Annotated in this window: 16 protein-coding genes; 6 read left to right on the plus strand and 10 right to left on the minus strand. The window is 60.7% G+C overall.

Features of this window, described 5'->3' with window-relative positions; all coding sequences use genetic code 11:
* Nucleotides 1–752 precede the first annotated feature (752 nt).
* The 7 genes from BBI10_RS07660 to amaB all read right to left on the minus strand — a co-directional run bounded on the left by BBI10_RS07660 (nucleotide 753) and on the right by amaB (nucleotide 9,230).
* Nucleotides 753–1,469 (minus strand): ABC transporter ATP-binding protein, encoded by a 717-nt coding sequence (locus BBI10_RS07660; RefSeq protein ID WP_065987777.1) that lies wholly within the window; start codon nucleotides 1,467–1,469, stop codon nucleotides 753–755.
* Complete coding sequence (locus tag BBI10_RS07665; RefSeq protein WP_065987778.1) at nucleotides 1,466–2,341, minus strand: ABC transporter ATP-binding protein; 876 nt, start codon at nucleotides 2,339–2,341, stop codon at nucleotides 1,466–1,468. Before BBI10_RS07665 ends, BBI10_RS07660 begins: the two co-directional genes overlap by 4 nt.
* The gene (gene livM / locus BBI10_RS07670) at nucleotides 2,341–3,636 is read right to left on the minus strand and encodes a high-affinity branched-chain amino acid ABC transporter permease LivM (RefSeq protein WP_065987779.1); all 1,296 of its coding nucleotides are present in this window, start codon (nucleotides 3,634–3,636) and stop codon (nucleotides 2,341–2,343) included. The genes BBI10_RS07665 and livM overlap by 1 nt, the downstream gene beginning before the upstream one ends.
* Before the next feature lie 2 nt (nucleotides 3,637–3,638).
* On the minus strand, nucleotides 3,639–4,553 hold the full coding sequence (locus BBI10_RS07675; RefSeq protein WP_065987780.1) for an ABC transporter permease subunit: 915 nt from the start codon (nucleotides 4,551–4,553) through the stop codon (nucleotides 3,639–3,641).
* Nucleotides 4,554–4,738: 185 nt separating this feature from the next.
* Entirely contained in the window at nucleotides 4,739–5,875 is a 1,137-nt protein-coding gene (locus BBI10_RS07680; protein ID WP_065987781.1) for an ABC transporter substrate-binding protein, read from the minus strand.
* Between the two features lie 356 nt (nucleotides 5,876–6,231).
* A complete protein-coding gene (amaA, locus tag BBI10_RS07685; RefSeq protein ID WP_065987782.1) occupies nucleotides 6,232–7,515 on the minus strand; it encodes an L-pipecolate oxidase in 1,284 nt (427 codons plus the stop codon).
* Between the two features lie 224 nt (nucleotides 7,516–7,739).
* Entirely contained in the window at nucleotides 7,740–9,230 is a 1,491-nt protein-coding gene (gene amaB, locus BBI10_RS07690) for an L-piperidine-6-carboxylate dehydrogenase (protein WP_065987783.1), read from the minus strand.
* A gap of 156 nt (nucleotides 9,231–9,386) precedes the next feature.
* Between amaB and BBI10_RS07695 the strand changes: the two genes are divergently transcribed.
* The 4 genes from BBI10_RS07695 to BBI10_RS07710 all read left to right on the plus strand — a co-directional run bounded on the left by BBI10_RS07695 (nucleotide 9,387) and on the right by BBI10_RS07710 (nucleotide 13,949).
* Complete coding sequence (locus BBI10_RS07695) at nucleotides 9,387–10,292, plus strand: LysR family transcriptional regulator (RefSeq protein WP_065987882.1); 906 nt, start codon at nucleotides 9,387–9,389, stop codon at nucleotides 10,290–10,292.
* Between the two features lie 369 nt (nucleotides 10,293–10,661).
* Nucleotides 10,662–11,861 (plus strand): nicotinate phosphoribosyltransferase, encoded by a 1,200-nt coding sequence (pncB, locus tag BBI10_RS07700; RefSeq protein ID WP_065987784.1) that lies wholly within the window; start codon nucleotides 10,662–10,664, stop codon nucleotides 11,859–11,861.
* Between the two features lie 59 nt (nucleotides 11,862–11,920).
* Nucleotides 11,921–12,748: an ammonia-dependent NAD(+) synthetase gene (nadE, locus tag BBI10_RS07705; RefSeq protein ID WP_065987785.1), complete on the plus strand. Its 828-nt coding sequence runs from the start codon at nucleotides 11,921–11,923 to the stop codon at nucleotides 12,746–12,748.
* Between the two features lie 160 nt (nucleotides 12,749–12,908).
* Nucleotides 12,909–13,949 (plus strand): DUF1338 domain-containing protein, encoded by a 1,041-nt coding sequence (locus BBI10_RS07710; protein ID WP_065987786.1) that lies wholly within the window; start codon nucleotides 12,909–12,911, stop codon nucleotides 13,947–13,949.
* Nucleotides 13,950–13,952: 3 nt separating this feature from the next.
* Here the strand turns inward: BBI10_RS07710 and azu are convergent, their stop codons facing one another.
* Complete coding sequence (gene azu / locus BBI10_RS07715; RefSeq protein WP_065987787.1) at nucleotides 13,953–14,399, minus strand: azurin; 447 nt, start codon at nucleotides 14,397–14,399, stop codon at nucleotides 13,953–13,955.
* A 185-nt stretch (nucleotides 14,400–14,584) separates the two neighbouring features.
* Between azu and BBI10_RS28210 the strand changes: the two genes are divergently transcribed.
* Together BBI10_RS28210 and BBI10_RS07720 are read left to right on the plus strand one after the other, a co-directional pair.
* A complete protein-coding gene (locus BBI10_RS28210) occupies nucleotides 14,585–14,713 on the plus strand; it encodes a hypothetical protein (RefSeq protein WP_279615253.1) in 129 nt (42 codons plus the stop codon).
* 110 nt (nucleotides 14,714–14,823) lie between these two features.
* Nucleotides 14,824–15,054: a hypothetical protein gene (locus tag BBI10_RS07720; RefSeq protein ID WP_065987788.1), complete on the plus strand. Its 231-nt coding sequence runs from the start codon at nucleotides 14,824–14,826 to the stop codon at nucleotides 15,052–15,054.
* Between the two features lie 144 nt (nucleotides 15,055–15,198).
* Here the strand turns inward: BBI10_RS07720 and BBI10_RS07725 are convergent, their stop codons facing one another.
* On the minus strand, nucleotides 15,199–16,095 hold the full coding sequence (locus tag BBI10_RS07725) for a transglutaminase family protein (RefSeq protein ID WP_065987789.1): 897 nt from the start codon (nucleotides 16,093–16,095) through the stop codon (nucleotides 15,199–15,201).
* The gene (locus BBI10_RS07730; RefSeq protein ID WP_065987790.1) at nucleotides 16,095–18,596 is read right to left on the minus strand and encodes a circularly permuted type 2 ATP-grasp protein; all 2,502 of its coding nucleotides are present in this window, start codon (nucleotides 18,594–18,596) and stop codon (nucleotides 16,095–16,097) included. Before BBI10_RS07730 ends, BBI10_RS07725 begins: the two co-directional genes overlap by 1 nt.
* Between the last annotated feature and the right edge of the window lie 10 nt (nucleotides 18,597–18,606).

The following is an 18,606-nucleotide window of genomic DNA, read 5'->3' on the forward strand; positions in this document are numbered from 1 at the left end:
TGCGGGCTTATCAAGCCAAGCGGGAATGTCACGCAAGCAGCGTTGCGTGTAGGAAGGTTCTGGAGAATGCCCGCCCGCACAGGCCGGGATCAAGCACCATCCGCAACATCCTCATACAACCGCTCTGCTGTACAAAAAACAACCAATTGTTCCCAACCCTTACACCATGTGGCCTGCAGACACTTTTGCCCACCTTATCCACAGTCAGACGTACATTTTCTGGGGGCAACTCTAAAACGCCGAAAGTCCCGGCATACGGGGCGTGTGGGTAACTCAGCGCATGTTTTTACTTGACCGGCCATGGGCCATCTGCCGTCGACTATTCTCAAGACTTGGGTGCGCGGACAGGATTGCTGCGTGAACGCCAGAGATTGCGCTATCTGCGGCGGTCTTTCCAACGGTTGCACACAGACTTATCCACAGGCAGACACCTTATAAAGACTGTATAAAAAACCAGCCACAAGAACGTTGACAAACCCCCTAAAAATACCGGCCGAAAGCACTGGTCAAATATTGATCAGCATGCTGCAAGCCACGTAAATAAAGGCCTCCAGCCAGCTGCTCCCAACTTATTCACAGTCACCTCCACAGTAAAACTGAACAAGTCAAAAGCGTGACAAAACAGCGATTTGCAGCGGCTATATGTCGCGTTTTCGCATCTGCCCAAAATTGTTTTCCACAATTCGGCTACCGCATAAAAAAGCCCCGGAAGTTATCCACCCGGGGCTTGTTTGAGCCGCATTGATCAGCAATCAGTGACCGCCTAGATAGGCGTTCCTGACCTCCTCGTTGGTGAGCAATTCCTTACCCGTGCCCGTCAGGCGAATCTCGCCGTTGACCATCACGTAGGCGCGGTCCGACAGCTTCAGCGCATGGTTGGCGTTCTGCTCGACCAGGAAGATGGTCATGCCGGTCTGGGCCAGCTCGCGCAGCGTTGCGAAAATCTGCTTCACGATGATGGGTGCCAGCCCCAGGCTCGGTTCGTCCAGCAACAGCAACTTGGGACGGCTCATCAACGCCCGGGCAATAGCGAGCATTTGCTGTTCGCCCCCGGACATCGTCATCGCCCGCTGATTGCGACGCTCCTTAAGCCGCGGGAACATCTCGAACATGCGCTGCATGTCTTCGCTGGCGTGTTTGTCGCCGATGGGGATGGTGCCCATCATCAGGTTCTCTTCCACCGACATGTCCGGAAACACACGGCGGCCTTCCGGCGACTGCGCGATGCCATTGGACGCGATGTAGTGCGACGACTTGTGGGTGATGTCGGTGCCCTGATAGATGATCTGTCCACTGGCCGCGCGCGGCTGGCCGAAGATCGACATCAGCAGCGTGGATTTGCCCGCGCCGTTGGAGCCGATCAGGCTGACCGTTTCGCCCTCATCAATGTGCATCGAGACTTTCTTCAAGGCCTGAATCGGCCCGTAATACACGTCGATCTCTTTCAGTTCGAGGATCGGCTTACTCATACCAACTCCTCTTCATCAGCGCCCAGATATGCGGCGATCACTTTCGGATCGTTGCGGATCTGCTCCGGTTTACCCTTGGCGATCACGTTGCCGTGGTCGAGCACGACGATGTCGTCGGAAATGCCCATGACCATGCCCATGTCGTGCTCGATCAGCACGATGGTCATGTCGTGATCGTCGCGCAGGTGGCGAATCATGCCGCTCAACGCCTCGGTTTCCTGTGGGTTCAAGCCGGCTGCCGGTTCGTCCAGGCAGATGACCTGCGGACGCGTGCACATCGCCCGCGCGATCTCCAGACGGCGTTGCTGGCCGTAGGAAAGCTCACCGGCCAGACGGTTCGCGCAGTCCACCAGATCCACCACTTCGAGCCAGTAGAACGCGGTGTTCATGGCGTCTTCTTCGGCCTTGCGATAGGCCTTGGTGTTGAGGATGCCGGCCAGCATGTTGCGATTGACCCACATGTGCTGTGCGACCAGCAGGTTCTCGACGACGGACATTTCCTTGAACAGGCGAATGTTCTGGAAGGTACGCGCAAGCCCCGCACGGTTTACCAGGTGCGTGCCGCCAAACATTTTGTAGTACAGGCGGCTGCCGAAGCGCTTGGGCGAAGCGAAGTCAGCGGCGCGAAATTGTTCGCCGAGCAACTGAATGACGTTGGTTTTCTTGCCCCGCGCGTTGAGCTCGATGCGCCCGCCGGTGGCTTTGTAGAAACCGGTCAGGCAGTTGAACACCGTGGTCTTGCCGGCGCCGTTCGGGCCGATGAGGGCGAAGATCGAGTTGCGCCGCACTTGCAGGCTGACGTCGCTGAGGGCCTTGATTCCGCCGAAGTGCATCATCAGGTTTTCGACGGACAGAACGATTTCGTCGCTCATCACGCGCCCTCCACTTTAGCCAGCACGCCTTTGCGTGGCTGCACGCCGGTACGGCTGATGCGGATCAAGCCACGGGGACGCCAGATCATCATCAGCACCATGAGGATGCCGAACAGCAAGACGCGGTATTCCGCGAAGCTGCGCAGCAGTTCCGGTGCGACGGTCAGCACGAACGCCGCAATGACCACGCCGACGGTCGAGCCCATGCCGCCGAGCACGACGATGGCGAGAATGAGCGCGGACTCGAAGAAGGTGAACGAGGTCGGGTTGACGAAGCCTTGATAGCTGGCGAAGAACACGCCGGCCAGCCCTGCGGTCGAGGCGCCGATGGTGAAAGCCGAAAGCTTGACCAGCACGTGGTTCAGGCCCATGGAGCGGCAGGCGATTTCGTCTTCACGCAGTGCCTCCCACGCGCGGCCGACCGGCATGCGCGTCAGGCGATGCTTGACGTACAGCACCGCCAACACGACCAGGAACAGCACGGTGTAGATGAAAATGAATTTCAGGTCCGGGTTGTATTCGAAGCCGAAATACTCGTGGATGGGGATGCCGCCGTCTTTCGCGCGACGTCCGAACTCCAGGCCGAAGAAGGTCGGCGCAGGCACCGCCACGCCGTTGGGTCCGCCGGTGAACGACAGCCAGTTATTGAGCACCAGACGAATGATCTCGCCGAAGCCCAGGGTCACGATCGCCAGGTAATCCCCGTGCATGCGCAGCACCGGAAAGCCGAGGATGCAACCGGCAAGCGCCGCCGCAATGGCTGCCAGCGGCAACGCCGACCAGAACCCCAGGCCCAGATACTGATAACCCAGTGCCAGGCCGTACGCGCCAATCGCATAGAAAGCCACGTAACCCAGATCGAGCAGACCAGCGAGCCCTACCACGATATTAAGGCCCAGGCCCAGCAGCACATAGATCAGGCCGAGGATCACCACGGTCAGCACATACTTGTCGGCGAAGACCGGGAAAATCACCGCAATCAGAATCATCAGCGGAATGATGAAACGCAGGCGCGTCTTGTAACCCGGTGGCAGCACGTGCACGCCTGAGCCCGAGTTTTCGAAGCTCTGGGCGATGGCCACGCCCTTCGGCGTCTGCAGGAACAGGCTCATGAAGAAACGACCGACAACGACCACGCCCACCAGCACGGCGACGCGCCCTGGTTGCAGGTTGAAGCCGTAACCGTCGAGCACGATGCCGACGATCGGGCCGAACACGATCAACGCCAGCAGTCCGGCGATCACCGCGTCGATCAGGCTTTGTTTGATATCAATGGGTTTAGTAGGTGCAGACATGGTTATACCTTCGCCACGAGTGGGCGACCCAGCAGGCCTTGGGGACGGAAGATCAGAATCACTACCAGCAGGCCGAAACTGAACACGTCTTTGTAGTCGGAGTTGATCAGGCCGGAGAACTGCGACTCGGCAACCCCCAGGATCAGCCCGCCGAGCATGGCGCCCGGCAACGAACCAATGCCGCCCAGGACCGCTGCGGTGAACGCCTTGATGCCGATGACGAAGCCGGCGAAGAAGTCGAAGGTGCCGTAGTTCATGGTGATCAGCACGCCGGCCAGTGCCGCCATGGCCGCGCCGATAATGAACACGTAGGAAATGACCCGGTCGGTATTGATGCCCAGAATCGAGGCCATCTTGCGATCCTGCTGCGTGGCGCGGCACATGCGGCCCAGCTTGGTGTACTTGATGATGTAGGTCAGTACGCCCATGCCGACGAAGGCGGCGATCAGGATGAAGATTTTGGTGTAGGTGATCTGTACGAAGCCGCTGCCGACATCGAAGCGCATGGCGCCTTCGAGCAGGGTCGGTACGCCTTGCTGGCGTGGGCCCTGAGCGATCTGCGCGTAGTTCTGCAGAATCAGGGAGATGCCGATCGCACTGATCAGCGGCGCCAGACGGGTCGAGTTACGCAGCGGTTTATACGCCACGCGCTCGATGACGAAGCCGTACACACCGGTCACCACAATGGTGAAGATCAGTGTGCCGAGAATCAGAAAGGGGAATGACTCAACGCCGAAGAACGACAGTACGGCGAGGCCAATGGCTGCGAGGTAGGCGGAGATCATGTACACGTCGCCGTGGGCGAAGTTGATCATGCCGATGATGCCGTAGACCATCGTGTAACCGATGGCGATCAGGCCATAGACCGAGCCCAGTGTCAGGCCGTTGACCATTTGCTGCAGGAAAATACCGTCCATCACGCACGCTCACGAACTTGAAAGGCCAGCCTGACGCGCGGCGACCATTCCCTCGTGAGGAACAGAGCGGCGCACACAGTGGCAACAGAAGAAATCCGGCGCCGCTGTCAGACAGCGCCGATTACCGGATCAGAACGTTTCCCGACTCACCCCCGGGAAACGGCCGATCCGACTAAGCGCTTAACTCACTTCTGCTTTTCGAGCTGGTGATATTTGCCGTCCTTGTCCCACTGGTAAACCACGTAGTCAGAGACTTTCAGGTCGCCCTTGGTGTCCCAGGCTTTCTCGCCCATGACGGTTTTGACAGGATGGGCTTTCAGGAACTTGGCAGCGTCCTCGCCTTTGTTCGACTTGGCGCCGTTAAAGCCAGCAGCCAGGGCCTGAACCGAAGCGTAAGCGTAGAGGGTGTAGCCTTCTGGCTCGTAGCCGGATTTGCGGAACTGCTCAACCACAGCCTTGCTGTCTGGCAGCATGCGCGGGTCGGCGCCGAAGGTCATGTACACGCCATCGACGTATTGCGCGCCGCCAGCGGTGGTCACCAGCTCGTCGGTCACAACGCCGTCGTCGGACATGAACTTCACGTCTTTCAGGCCTTGCTCACGCAGTTGGCGAACCAGTGGACCGGCTTCCGGGTGCAGGCCGCCGAAGTAAACGACGTCAGCGCCAACGGAGCGGATCTTGGTGACCAGGGCGCTGAAGTCTTTTTCGCCACGGGTCAGACCTTCTTCCAGCACAGGCTTCACGCCGCGAGCGGTGAGCTGCTTGGCGGTGGCGTCTGCCAGGCCTTTGCCGTAGGTGTCTTTGTCGTTGATGACGGCGATCTTCTTGCCCTTGAGCACGTCGACGATGTAGTCGCCGGCAACGACGCCTTGCTGATCGTCACGACCGCACATGCGGAACATGGCGCTCAGGCCGCGCTCGGTCACGGTCGGGTTGGTAGAGCCAGGAGTGATCGCGATGATGCCGGCTTCGTCATAGACTTCCGACGCCGGGATGGTCGAGGAGGAGCAGAAGTGACCGACAACGCCGGCAACTTTGTCGGACGCGGCCTTGTTGGCGACGGCAACGGCCTGTTTCGGTTCGCACGCATCGTCGTAGGCGGTCAGGACGATTTTGTCGCCGTTGACGCCGCCCGCAGCGTTAATGGCATCGGCAGCCGCTTGAGCGCCCTTCATGTACTGTTCGCCGAATGAGGCGTTGGCGCCGGTCATCGGGCCTGCAACGCCGATCTTGATGTCGGCTGCCTGCGCAAATGAAGCCGCACCCATGGCAGTAGCCACGGCGAGTGCGAGAAAGCCTTTTCTGTAGAACGTCTGCGACATGAGTTGGTGCTCCTGGGTTTTTTAATTAGCACTGCGACCACAGAGCTGCTGCGAGCAAGTGGCGTGCCATCGGTTTTTTATTCTTGAGAAACTCGTCGTTTTGTCGCTATCCGACTGATTTCTGCCCTTTTTCACGGGGCGTGCAACCGTCTAAACCGCGCAAGGTGCAACCTCGCGACTTTAAAAGAGCAACCCTGGCGAGACAGACGCGCAACCGCGCCGTTCTCACCTGTACAACCCTGTTGTTACAGCGTGCGTCACCGAACTGCACACCGTCGGTGCGGATCCGCTACGGGCCGCACCATTTGAGGGTAGTGGATGTAGGAGAAAGCGTTGTTTTGGAGAGAGAATTCTTCTTAGATTACGATTCTGAGGCACTGTCCCGCATGGTATAGCGAAAAGCCAGCCTCGTACAAAGAACTGCGCAGTCCGACGGCCGCCAGCGGCTGCATCTGCGCAAAGGGGATGGGTAAAACACTGGCGTTGCCGCTGCACAGGTAATCGGCGAATGCTTTGCCGACGACTGTCCCAGTGGTGTTGCCGCGTCCGTTGTAACCGGTGACCGCGACCAGTCCTGGTGCAGGCTCAAACATTCGCAGCAAGTGATCGGGCGTAAACGCGATGCAGCCGGTCCAGGTGCATTCCCACTCGACCGTTTTGAGGTACGGAAAATAATGCTGTTGCACACGATCGGCCCACGCTTTGAGAAACCAGCCAGGCTTTTGATTGCCATTGCCCAGACTGCCCAACAACAACCGGCCATCGGCATCGCGACGGATGCTGCTGAGCACCTGCCGCGTGTCCCAGGAGCCCTGCCCGCCCGGTAAAATCCGCTGCGCCGCGTCTTCGGTCAGCGGCGCCGAGGCCACTTGATAGTAATAGCCGGGGAAGAAGTTGCGCCGAAGCTCCGTCCACTCGCCCTCGGTGTAGGCGTTGGAGGCGATGACGACTTGCTCGGCAAGCACCGCGCCGTTTTCAGTGATCACGCACCAGCGCGAGCCTTGTCGCTCAAGGCGTCTGACCGGCGAGTGGTCGAAACGCTGACCGCCCAACTGCGTGACGGCCGCCGCCAGCCCGCTGGTATAGGCCATCGGGTTAATGGTGCCGGCGCGGTGATCAAGTAAAGCGGAGGTGATCTCGGTGGTGCCGGTCGCTTCCTGACAGACCTTGCCGGTGAGCAACTCCACTGGCGCGCCGCGACGTTTCCACTGTTCCTCACGGCTGCGCAGGTCCAGCTCGCCTTTGGCGTTGTGGGCCATGTGCAGCGTGCCTTTGCGCGTCGCCTGGCAGTCGATGCCGTATTTTTCGATGAGGCTGAAGACCAGCGACGGCGCGTTGCCGAGCATGGTGTTGAGCTGGCTGCCGACTGTCTCGCCGAACCCGGCTTCAATGTCGTCAGGCGGAATCCACAGGCCGGCGTTGACCAATCCTACGTTCCGGCCGGACCCGCCCTGCCCGGTGCGATGGGCTTCGACGACAGCAACGGTCTTGCCCTGCTCAAGCAAATGAATGGCCGCCGATAAACCCGTGATACCTGCGCCGATGACGCACACATCGACCGTCACTTCCCCGCTCAAGGCGGGCGCCTCCGGCCTTTGCGGCGTCAGCGTTTCCCACAGACATTCTTCGCGTAACGGCATCGCAAAACCTCGGAAAGAGACAGCCAGACCATTGATCGTTCCCACGCTCCGCGTGGTAATGCATGCGCGCGGATGGCTTAAACCTGTAGGAGCGTGGCTTGTCCCGCGATCGGCTGCGCAGCAGTCGTAATGCGTTTCCCCGGTTGACTCAGACAAACCGGGTTCAAGAACTTACTGCCGCTGCGCGCCAGATCGCGGGACAAGCCACGCTCCTACACAAACCATCAATCAAACGTAATGCCCTGCGCCAGCGGCAGTTCGCGGGAGTAGTTCACCGTCGCGGTCTGGCGACGCATGTAGCCTTTCCAGGAGTCCGAGCCGGATTCGCGGCCACCGCCGGTTTCTTTCTCGCCACCGAACGCGCCGCCAATCTCTGCACCACTCGGGCCAATGTTGACGTTGGCGATGCCGCAATCGCTGCCCAGTGCCGAAATGAACTGCTCGGCTTCGCGCACGTCAGTGGTGAAAATGCAGGACGACAGACCTTGGGGGACGTCATTGTTCAGACGAACCGCCTCGCTGAATTCCTCATAGCCCACCACGTACAAAATCGGCGCGAAGGTTTCGCTGCGCACGACCTCGCTCTGTTCCGGCATCTCGACGATGGCCGGCGAGACGTAATAAGCGTTCGGGAATTTCTCCTCCAACTGGCGCTTGCCGCCGAACACCTTGCCGCCTTCGCTCAACGCCTGCTCCAGCGCTTCCTGCATGTTTTCGTAGCTTTGCTTGTCGATCAGCGGACCGACCAGATTGCCTTCCAGCGGATGCCCGATGCGCACTTTGGCGTACGCCGCTTTCAGGCGCTCGACGAACTCCGCCTTCACCGACGAGTGCGCAATCAAACGGCGCAGGGTGGTGCAGCGTTGACCGGCCGTGCCGACGGCACTGAACAGCACCGCGCGCACGGCCAGATCCAGATCGGCACTCGGGGTCAGAATCATCGCGTTGTTGCCGCCCAGCTCCAGAATGCTGCGGGCGAAACGTGCAGCGAGTTTCGGCGCCACTTCGCGGCCCATGCGCGTGCTGCCAGTGGCGCTGATCAATGCGACGCGGATGTCATCGACCAACGCCTCACCGGCTTCGCGGCCGCCGACGATGCATTGGGTGAGGTACTGCGGGGCATCCGAAAATTCAGCGGCGACTTTATCGAACAGGGCCTGACAGGCCAGCGCAGTGAGGGGCGTTTTTTCCGACGGTTTCCAGATCACCGCGTTACCGCAGACCAGCGCCAGCGCGGTGTTCCACGACCAGACCGCGACAGGGAAGTTGAACGCGCTGATAACGCCGACAACCCCCAGCGGATGCCAAGTCTCACGCATGTGGTGGCCCGGGCGCTCGGAAGCGATGGTCAGGCCGTACATCTGGCGCGACAGGCCGACGGCGAAGTCGCAGATGTCGATCATTTCCTGCACTTCACCCAGCCCTTCCTGAGTGATCTTGCCGGCTTCCCACGACACCAGTTCACCGAGGTCGGCTTTGTGCTTGCGCAGCGCTTCGCCAAACAGACGAATCAGCTCGCCGCGACGGGGTGCAGGCACTTTGCGCCAGGCTTCGAAAGCGTGATCGGCGCGGGTGATGCGCTGCTCGACTTCGGCGGCGCTTTCCCAGCTCACCGACGCGACCTGGCTGCCATCGATCGGCGTGTGAACAGGCTTGTCACCCTGTTGATAAAGCGCGGCGTCGACACCGAGTCGGGTAAGCAGGTCGTTGAGCATGGTTTCTCCTGGAACTGTTCGTAAGCGCAAAAGCGGAATGCCAAATGTGGGTTATTTCGTCAGCCTCTAGTAATAGCTGGCCGGCGACACTGCAACAAACGACGATTAAGCGAGATATCATTCCGTTTTTTCATGCTGACGCTGAACGAGCCGAATATGCTGAGCAAACGCCATCTCCCGTCGGTCACCGCGCTGCAATGTTTTGAAGCGGTGACCCGTCACCTGAGTTTCACCCGCGCGGCCGAGGAGCTGAACCTCACCCAGAGCGCGGTCAGCAAGCAGGTCGCCCAGCTGGAAGAATTGGTGCAGCACCTGTTGTTCCGACGGGTGCGTCGACGCCTGCAACTGACGCCAGCCGGTGCGCTGTACTTGGGAGAGGTGCGCAAAGTGCTCACGCAGATGGAGATGTCGACGCACTTCCTGCGTTCCTACGGCGGCGAAACCGAAGTCCTGCGGGTGTCGACACCCTCGACCTTCGGCGCCCGCTGGCTGGTGCCACGGCTCAAGGGCTGGCGCTTGCGTCATCCGCACATTCATCTGGATCTGGTCAACGAACAGGAGAGCGATGATGTAGCCCAGAGCCGCTGCGACCTGTCGTTCTATTTCGGCGGTGGCGCCCGACCCGGTGCGGAGAGCGTGAAGCTGTTCAGTGAAGAGCTAGTGCCAGTATGCGCTCCCGGCAGCCTGCCCGATGAACCCTTCACCGATCCTACGCAACTGACCGATCTGGTCCTGCTGCAAAACGCGCACCGTCCCCAGGCCTGGCATGACTGGTTCGACAGTCAGGGTCACCAGACCGAGCACAGCTACCACGGCCCGCGCTTCGAAACGATCTATATGTGCATTCGTGCGGCGCAAGTGGGCTGCGGCGTCGCGCTGCTGCCCCGGTTTCTGGTGGAGGAAGAGCTGACGGACGGCAAGCTGATCATCCCCTGGCCCCACGCCCTGCCCAGTCAGGACGCCTACTACCTCGCATACCCGGAGCACGCGGCCGAAGTGCCGAAAATCCGCGTGTTTGTGGAATGGATGCTCGAACAGCTCAACGAGCCAACGCCGCAGTAAAAACATTCCCGGCTAAAGCCAGTCCTACTGACGTCGCGCAATCTCACAGTAGGACCGGCTTCAGCCGGGAAGAGGCCAGTTGCGCACCATCAAATCTGCGCCGTGACCACCGACGCCTTCCAGGCCAAAGCCGGTCCTACAATTGGAGTTCAGGCCAGTCCATGGAATCGGAGTTCCAGCCAGTCCTGCTAGGAGCAGGCAGTCAGTCGCTGAAACATTTCTGCCCCTCTTCCACGACGACTGGCATTATGTCGGCCATCGTCAATAACAAACCGGACGTACCGCCACAGCGCTACCGCAAGGTTGTATGCGACATCCAATTGAATCCCGGGCCGCACCTTGGCGGCCGCTGCTGGCTGGAGCGACACAATGAGTGAGAGCGCTTTCGCGGACCGCATCGTGCAGAACCTGCTCGATACCGACCTCTATAAGCTGAGCATGATGCAGGCCGTGCTGCACAACTACCCCAACGTCGAAGTGGAGTGGGAGTTTCGCTGCCGCAACGGTGAAGACCTCCGGCCGTATCTGGCCGAGATCCGCCATCAGATCGAGCAGCTCTGCGACCTGTCGCTGAGTGTCGAGGAGACCGGTTTCCTCGAACGCATCAACTTCATGAAGCCCGACTTCCTGCGTTTCCTCGGGCTATTCCGCTTCAACCTGCGCTACGTCCAGACCACCATCGAAAACGACGAACTGTGCATCCGCCTCTCAGGCCCCTGGCTGCACGTGATCCTTTTCGAAGTGCCCGTCCTGGCCATCGTCAGCGAAGTCCGCAATCGCCATCGCAACCCGGAAACCCTGCTCAGCCAGGCCCGCGATCAGCTGTACCGAAAAATCGACTGGCTCAACGCAACCGCCACCGCTGATGAACTGGCGGAATTGAAGGTGGCTGACTTCGGCACCCGCCGGCGCTTCTCCTACGCGGTGCAGGAAGACGTCGTTTCGGTGCTGAAAAAGGATTTCCCCGGCCAGTTCGTCGGCACCAGCAACGTGCACCTGGCGCGCAAATTCGACCTCAAACCCCTCGGCACCATGGCCCACGAGTGGATCATGGCCCATCAGCAACTCGGCCCGCGGCTGATCGACAGCCAGATTGCCGCCCTCGATTGCTGGGTCCGCGAATACCGCGGCCTGCTGGGTATTGCGCTGACAGACTGCATCACCACCGATGCCTTCCTCGGTGATTTCGACCTGTTCTTCGCCAAGCTCTTCGACGGCCTGCGCCACGATTCGGGCGACCCCGTGCAGTGGGCCGAAAAATGCATCCGGCATTATCAAAAGCTGGGCATCGAGCCGATGAGCAAGACCCTGGTGTTCTCCGACGGGTTGAATCTGCCCAAGGCGCTGGAAATATTCCGCGCGCTGCGGGGTCGCATCAACGTCAGCTTCGGGATCGGCACCAACCTGACTGCCGACATCCCGGGGATCCAGCCGATGAGCATCGTGCTGAAAATGACTGCCTGCGCCGGCCAGCCCGTCGCCAAGATTTCCGACGAGCCCGGCAAAACCCAGTGCAAGGACCCGGAGTTCGTGTCCTATCTGCGCCACGTGTTCAAGGTGCCAGCCTGAGTCGAGCACCGACCGCCGCCCCTTTTTATGCCATTCCTTTTTTGCTCGAGGAGTCAATCATGCAAGACGTACAGCGCGAGATCGCCCGGCAGCTCAACGTCCAGCCGCCCTTTGCCAACGATGAAGCACTGCAGGCGGAAGTCAGCCGCCGCGTGCAATTCATCAAGGACTGCCTGCATAACGCCCGCCTGAAGGTGCTGGTGCTGGGCATCAGCGGCGGCGTGGATTCGCTGACAGCAGGTTTGATGGCCCAACGCGCCATCCGCGAGCTGCGTGAAAGCACCGGCGACAATGCCTACACCTTCGTCGCCGTGCGCCTGCCGTATCACATCCAGCACGACGAACACGAAGCCACGGCATCGGTGGATTTCATCAATCCCGATGAGCGCCACACAGTGGACATCGCGCCCTCGGTGAAAGCGCTGGTTGATCAGATCAAAGCCTTCGGGGGCCAGCCGGCCAATACCGTGGATTTCGTCAAAGGCAACATCAAGGCCCGGGCGCGGATGGTCGCGCAGTACGCCATTGCTGGCGTGAAAGGCGGTCTGGTCATCGGCACCGACCATGCGGCTGAAGCGGTCATGGGCTTCTACACCAAGTTCGGCGACGGGGCCTGCGACCTGGCGCCGTTGAGCGGTCTGGTGAAGAACCAGGTCCGTGCGATCGCCCGCAGCTTCGGCGCGCCACAGAACCTCGTCGAGAAAGTCCCCACCGCGGACCTCGAAGAACTGGTCCCCGGCAAACCGGACGAAGCGGCCCACGGCATCAGCTACGCAGAGATCGACGCCTTCCTGCACGGCGAGCCAGTGAAGCAGGAAACCGCCGAGATCATTGTCAGCACCTACCGCAAGACCCAGCACAAGCGGGATCTGCCTTACGCGCCATAAGGCTCGGTCACAAAGACGCCCGATGGGTTGATTGAAAATTCATCGGGCATCAGTACCGCTGCATTCAAAAACGGAATGAACCCGTTATTTCTTTTCGCTTGATGGCGCTCGCCATCACGGCTTACATAGCGCTCTGACTTCCCGCCCAGAGCCGCTAACCATGACTGCTTTCCAAGGCCTCTTCACCCTCGTTGCGTCCACCGTCGGCCAGCCTGCTGCGGCATGGCTGGAACACCGCGTCGAGGCGCCGAAGGCGCTGAGCGGGTTTTCCTGGTCCGAGGAGGCGGTCCATCGGGCCTGGCTCGCCGAAGCGTTGAACCTGTGCCTGTTCCACAAGCTGGTAGAGGCCGTACCCGACGGGCTTCGCTATGTGGACGAGCAATTCGAGGGTGGGCGCAAGGTAGTGTTCGACCACGGCGCCATCCGCACCGTCGACTGGGCGGACAACGGCGAATTGCCGCGCGGTCGTCAGGCCTTCTCGCGCCTGCTCGAGCCGCTGGGTTTCACCGATGTGCGCACCTATCCACTGACCAAACTGAACATGACCGGTTGGGGCTATCGCCAGATGGACCTGCCAGAAGACATCGCGCAGTTCTTCGTCTCCGAACTGCACCCCGGCCGACTCAGTCAGTCGTTTCAAGAGGCGGTCAGCCGCGTCGTCGGTTCGAGCCGCGACCCGTTGAGTTCTGAAGACTTGAGCATGCTGAATCGCCTGCGCACCACCCGGCATTGCAGCCTGGCCGAAGCCACGCGCCTGCTGCCGGCCCTGTATCGCGCGTTTGGCCGCCAGCACGGCGTCGTTCGGGAGGATGACTATCGCCAACTGCTGAGCGAAAGCGCGGAAATGGCGTGGATCGCCACCGAGGGCAACAGCTTCAATCATCTGACCGATCGGGTGGTGGATCTGGAAGCGACGGTGGCCGAACAGAATCGGCGCGAACGGCCGATGAAGGACAGCATCGAGGTGTCAGGTTCGGGAAGGGTCATGCAGACCGCGTACAAGGCCTGCACGGTGAGCCGAGGGCTGATGAATGCCGAGAGCGTCGTCGTGGCGCACAAGGTGCCGGGCTCATTCGTGGAGTTCATTCAGCGCAAGATCGACCCTGACAACGGCAAGATCGATCTCAACTTCGACAGCAGCAACGCGCAGGGCATCTTCAAAATGACCGACTCGAAGCAGACCGACTCGAACCAGCCCTAGCGGTCACTTCAGGCTGACGGTGCCTTTCATCATGCCGATGTGGCCGGGGAACGAGCAGAAGAAGCCGTATTTCTCGGCCGGGTCCAGCTTGGAGACGTCGAACGTGACCGAATCCTTCTCGCCTCCGCCGATCACTTTGGTGTGGGCAATAACGCGCGCGTCACCGTCCTTCAGATAATCCTTGTCGATGCCGACGCTCATGCCGTCTGTGGCGATCTGCGACATGTCATCGTATTTGCTGATGACCAGATTGTGGCCCATGACGGCCTTCGGCAGGCTGCCGGAGTGTTTCAGGTTGACGGTGAACTGCTTGCAGCTCTTGTCGATTTCGATGGCCTTGGTGGTGAACGTCATCTGGTCGGTGGAATCGACTTCGCCCGAGCATTCCGCCGCCAGAAGGTGCCCACTGGCCAAAGTCAGAATGGATGCAGCGACAAGCTTGCGAATCATGGTGCGTCTCCTGGTGGGCAGCCTTGGATTTTGCATACAAAGACTGACCTGAATTAGAACAATTTATCAACCGTTATGACCGGTCACCTCTGGGCGGCCTCTATCAGTGCCATCAAGACAATCAAACAGTCAGCGCTACGATGGCTGCATAAGATCGCGCTGTCACCTATCTTCAGGACGATCCCATGCAACTCTCCAGCATTTTCCGCAGCTTGCTCGCCGCTTACGCCTGTGGCGCATCGGGTAGTTACGACCGCGCCAGCCAGGATTACGGCGTCTACCAAAGCGCGTTTTCCGCAGGCTACGACCTGTAACGGCGGGCGACCGACCGGGATATATGACTGGGTGAAGAAAAATACCACGCCGGCTTTGCACCATTCTCAGGCAGAATGTGCTGACTTATCGTCTGCCTCGAGGACTGCCCATGGCCAAACCCAACTATTCCTTCGCCAAACGCCAACGTGATCTGGCAAAAGAGCAAAAGAAAGAGGAAAAAGCACAGCGCAAGCAGGCTGAGAAGGCTGAAGCAGAGGCCGGAGAAGCTGCAGTTGTAGACGGCGAAAACGCCGAAGGCTCTTCCGAAGCCGAACACTCCACCGATGCTGAAGGCTCCGCTGACGTAAAAGGCTCCGCCGAAGCAAAGCCCGCTGAGTGATCGTCTGATTCAGCGCAATGGGATGGATGAACGCGAAACCTCTAGGAGTGAGCTTGCTCGCGATGGGATTTTCGCCATGATCCATCCATTGGCTGACCCCCTGATCGCCAGTACGCTCACAGCCCCGTCGACAGCAACGCCCACCTACCCCGCAATCGGCATCACCGTGACGCGCACGTCCGGGTCATGGCTCCCGCCTCCCAGAATCACCCCGCGCAACGGCGACACGTCCGAAAAATCCCTCCCCCACGCCAGACTGATGTGCTCAAGCGCAGGCTGAACGTTGTTGGTCGGATCGAAATCCACCCACCCCAGCACCGGACAGAACACTGACACCCACGCGTGGGACGCATCGGCACCGATCAGCCGTGGCTGACCGGGCGGCGGCTGGGTCAGCAGATAGCCGCTGACATAACGCGCCGCCAGCCCGCGCGACCGGACGCACGCCAGCATCAAATGAGCGAAGTCCTGACAGACGCCACGGCGGGTTTCCAGGACCTCCACCAGCGGCGTCGCAACCTGAGTCGCCTCGCCGTCAAACGTGAATTCTTCGAATATCTTCTCCATCAGCGCCTGCGCGCACAGCAGTACCGGCCGCCCCGCGGGAAAGCAACTGGCGGAGAACTCGACAAACGTCTGCTTCAGGTGCACGTAGGGCGATTCGAAGCGATAGCGGCAGGCATCAAGGATATCCGGCGCCATTCTCGACGCGCTGTAGGTCAGCCGGTGCTGGGCCTCATCCCACGAAGCGGAAGCATTGAAATCCAGCAGCGGGCGTTCCAGCACTTCAATGCGCAGGCGCGCGTTGACCTGCAGCTCATCGTGGGGGCGTTCGAACGCCAGACGCGTCAGCGGATTGCCGAAGACGTCCAGTTCATCACGGCGCGTGGTCGGCGTCGGGCTGATGACCAGGTGCTGCTCCAGACAACGCTGCCAGGGACTGCGCCGCGGCCACAGATGCGCAAGTTGCTGGGCTAGGGAAACCGGGCTGTCGTATTTGTAGTGCGTGTCGTGGAGGATCTGATACTGAACACTGTTCATCAGACCGACACCGTGCGCTGACTGACATCGTCGACGTGGGCGAAATGACGCAGCGCAAGCCGGTCAGAAACATGGCCGCTGGTATCGCCTATGGTCTGCAGCAAATCCGCCAGCCCATCCAGCGCCGCTTTGACACTGCTCTCGCCGAAGAGCCCTTCTTCCAGGCAACCCAGATCGAACATCGACAGCCGCTGAATCAGCACCGCGAGACTGTTGTCCTGGGGCACGCCGAAATCCTCGTTCATGCGTTTCACCGAACGGGCCACCAGCTTGAGCTGAAACAACACCGCGTGGGGGTTCTGATCGTCCAGTACCAGCAAATCGAGCACCGGGATCAACTGCGGCAGGGCCAGATAGCGCGAGCGGTAAGTGATCCCGCTGTTACCCAGTTCAAGCAGCCCGTCCAGCGCATCCTGATGAAATACCGCGTCGCTGCGCAGGAATGCCGCCAGCGTCGTGCACAGAAACTGCAAGCGCTCGATGCGCCGCCCGATCATCAGGAAGCGCCAGCCCTCGTCGCGGGTCATGTCGTCCAAGGCAAAACCGGACAACGCCGCCAGTGACATCACCAGCCGGTTGAGGAAATCCAGCAGCTCGCCGAAATCAGGGGTTTCGGTCTCCAGGCTCATCGCTTCCCGCTGCAACTCCACCAGCGCCTGCCAGTTCTCGCGGGACAACTTGCCGCGTACTTGGGACGCCGCCCACTGCAAGCGCTGCAAGTTGGAGCGCAGGCTGAACGGCCAGTCATCACCCAACAGCGCTTCGAGCAGACGCTCATGCAGCTCGCTCGGTGCTTCTTCGTCTTGAAGCGGCAGGAGGTTCAACCGTTCGGCCAGCTCGACCGCTGCTTGCAGGGCGACCGGATCATCACCGTCTACATAGCGCGTGAGCATGATTCGCAGCAGCCGCGCGCTGTTGTCGCAGCGCTCGCAGTAGCGGCCGAACCAGAACAGATTTTCCACCACCCGCGACGGCAGATACGGGTCGCGACGTACCAGGTCGTGCACACCCAGGGAATGGCGATGTTTCCACGGTTCGCTGCCGAGCGGACGCTCGCCAAGAATCCAGGTGTCCTTGCTTGCGCCGCCGCGCTGCATCGACACCACGTCGGCGTCGGCATCGGCGGCCACGCGGGTCAATCCGCCCGGCAGGACGCGATAGCCATCGGCGGTGGCCACTGCGTATACGCGCATGCCGATGGCGCGGGGCTGCAGCTGGCTGTCCTCGCCCTGCCAAACCGGCGCGTGGGACAACTGCGCCAGTTCTTGAGCCACGTAGGCATAGGGCCTGGCCTGCATGCGCGCGGACAGCGCCTGACGCGCTTCCTCGCTGAGATCGCGGCCGAACACCGGGGCGAAACTCTGGGACGGGAATGCAGGTTTGATGAGCAGCTCCGGCATCTTCTCCAGCGCCTGCGCCAGCACCGGCGGCTCGCCGCACCACCACGTGGCGATCGACGGCAGCAACAGCTCTTCGCCAAACAGGTGTTCGTTGATCTTTGGCAGAAACCCCAACAGTCCCGGCGATTCCAGCACGCCGCTGCCCAAGGCGTTGGCAACCAGCACACGCCCCTGACGCACCGCCTGCAGCAGGCCGGGCACGCCTAGCGCTGAATCTGTGCGCAGTTCCAGCGGATCGCAGAAGTCGTCGTCCAGACGGCGCATGATCGCGTGAACACGACGCAGGCCGCTGAGGGTTTTCAGGTACACCGTGGCGTCGCGTACGGTCAGGTCGCTGCCTTCCACCAGCGGATAGCCCAGCTGACCGGCCAGATAAAGGTGCTCGAAATAGCTCTCGTTGAAACGCCCGGGCGTCAGCAACACCACCAGCGGTGCTTCGTGGCTGGTCGGTGCCTGGCGCGCAAGTGTTTCCTGCAGCGACCGAAAGAAATTGGAGAGGTGCTGGACCTGCAGATCCCGGTACAACTCGGGAAATGCTCGCGACACGATCAGGCGGTTTTCCAGCGCATAACCGGCACCCGACGGCGCCTGAGTCCGGTCGGCGGTCACCCACCAGCGACCGTCGGGCGTGCGCGCCAAGTCTACTGCGTACACATGCAGGAAGGTGCCTTCGGGGGGCGTTACGCCCTGGCATGGCCAGAGAAAATTATTGTGGCCGAACACCAGTTCCGACGGCAGCAGTCCTTCGGCGATCAGTTCCTGCGGACCGTAGAGATCAGCCAGCACGGCATTGAGCAGACGCGCGCGCTGGGCGATGCCGGCCGCCAGCGGCTGCCACTCTTCCATTGGAATCACGTGGGGCAGCATGTCCAGTTCCCAGGGCCGATCGGCACCCTTGGGGTCGGCATAGACGTTATAGGTCACGCCGTTTTCCTGAATCTGCCGGGCGAGCAGCGCCTGACGCTGGATGAGCTGCGCAGGTGTACTGCGCTGGAGATGCTCGTACAGACGCTGCCAGTGCGGCCGAACGGCGCCGCTGGCATCCAGCATCTCGTGATAGGTACCCGGGGTGAGCGGATATTGATCAAGCAGGTCAGGCATGGAAGGCTCG

This window comes from Pseudomonas graminis (assembly GCF_001705435.1).
GTDB classification, from domain to species: Bacteria; Pseudomonadota; Gammaproteobacteria; order Pseudomonadales; family Pseudomonadaceae; genus Aquipseudomonas; species Aquipseudomonas graminis_B.

Excerpts from the sequence above, each read along its gene's own strand:
- BBI10_RS07660 (WP_065987777.1), bottom strand. The coding sequence starts at position 1,469 with ATGAGTAAGCCGATCCTCGAACTGAAAGAGATCGACGTGTATTACGGG.
- BBI10_RS07665 (WP_065987778.1), bottom strand. The coding sequence starts at position 2,341 with ATGAGCGACGAAATCGTTCTGTCCGTCGAAAACCTGATGATGCACTTC.
- livM (WP_065987779.1), bottom strand. The coding sequence starts at position 3,636 with ATGTCTGCACCTACTAAACCCATTGATATCAAACAAAGCCTGATCGAC.
- BBI10_RS07675 (WP_065987780.1), bottom strand. The coding sequence starts at position 4,553 with ATGGACGGTATTTTCCTGCAGCAAATGGTCAACGGCCTGACACTGGGC.
- BBI10_RS07680 (WP_065987781.1), bottom strand. The coding sequence starts at position 5,875 with ATGTCGCAGACGTTCTACAGAAAAGGCTTTCTCGCACTCGCCGTGGCT.
- amaA (WP_065987782.1), bottom strand. The coding sequence starts at position 7,515 with ATGCCGTTACGCGAAGAATGTCTGTGGGAAACGCTGACGCCGCAAAGG.
- amaB (WP_065987783.1), bottom strand. The coding sequence starts at position 9,230 with ATGCTCAACGACCTGCTTACCCGACTCGGTGTCGACGCCGCGCTTTAT.
- BBI10_RS07695 (WP_065987882.1), top strand. The coding sequence starts at position 9,387 with ATGCTGAGCAAACGCCATCTCCCGTCGGTCACCGCGCTGCAATGTTTT.
- pncB (WP_065987784.1), top strand. The coding sequence starts at position 10,662 with ATGAGTGAGAGCGCTTTCGCGGACCGCATCGTGCAGAACCTGCTCGAT.
- nadE (WP_065987785.1), top strand. The coding sequence starts at position 11,921 with ATGCAAGACGTACAGCGCGAGATCGCCCGGCAGCTCAACGTCCAGCCG.
- BBI10_RS07710 (WP_065987786.1), top strand. The coding sequence starts at position 12,909 with ATGACTGCTTTCCAAGGCCTCTTCACCCTCGTTGCGTCCACCGTCGGC.
- azu (WP_065987787.1), bottom strand. The coding sequence starts at position 14,399 with ATGATTCGCAAGCTTGTCGCTGCATCCATTCTGACTTTGGCCAGTGGG.
- BBI10_RS28210 (WP_279615253.1), top strand. The coding sequence starts at position 14,585 with ATGCAACTCTCCAGCATTTTCCGCAGCTTGCTCGCCGCTTACGCCTGT.
- BBI10_RS07720 (WP_065987788.1), top strand. The coding sequence starts at position 14,824 with ATGGCCAAACCCAACTATTCCTTCGCCAAACGCCAACGTGATCTGGCA.
- BBI10_RS07725 (WP_065987789.1), bottom strand. The coding sequence starts at position 16,095 with ATGAACAGTGTTCAGTATCAGATCCTCCACGACACGCACTACAAATAC.
- BBI10_RS07730 (WP_065987790.1), bottom strand. The coding sequence starts at position 18,596 with ATGCCTGACCTGCTTGATCAATATCCGCTCACCCCGGGTACCTATCAC.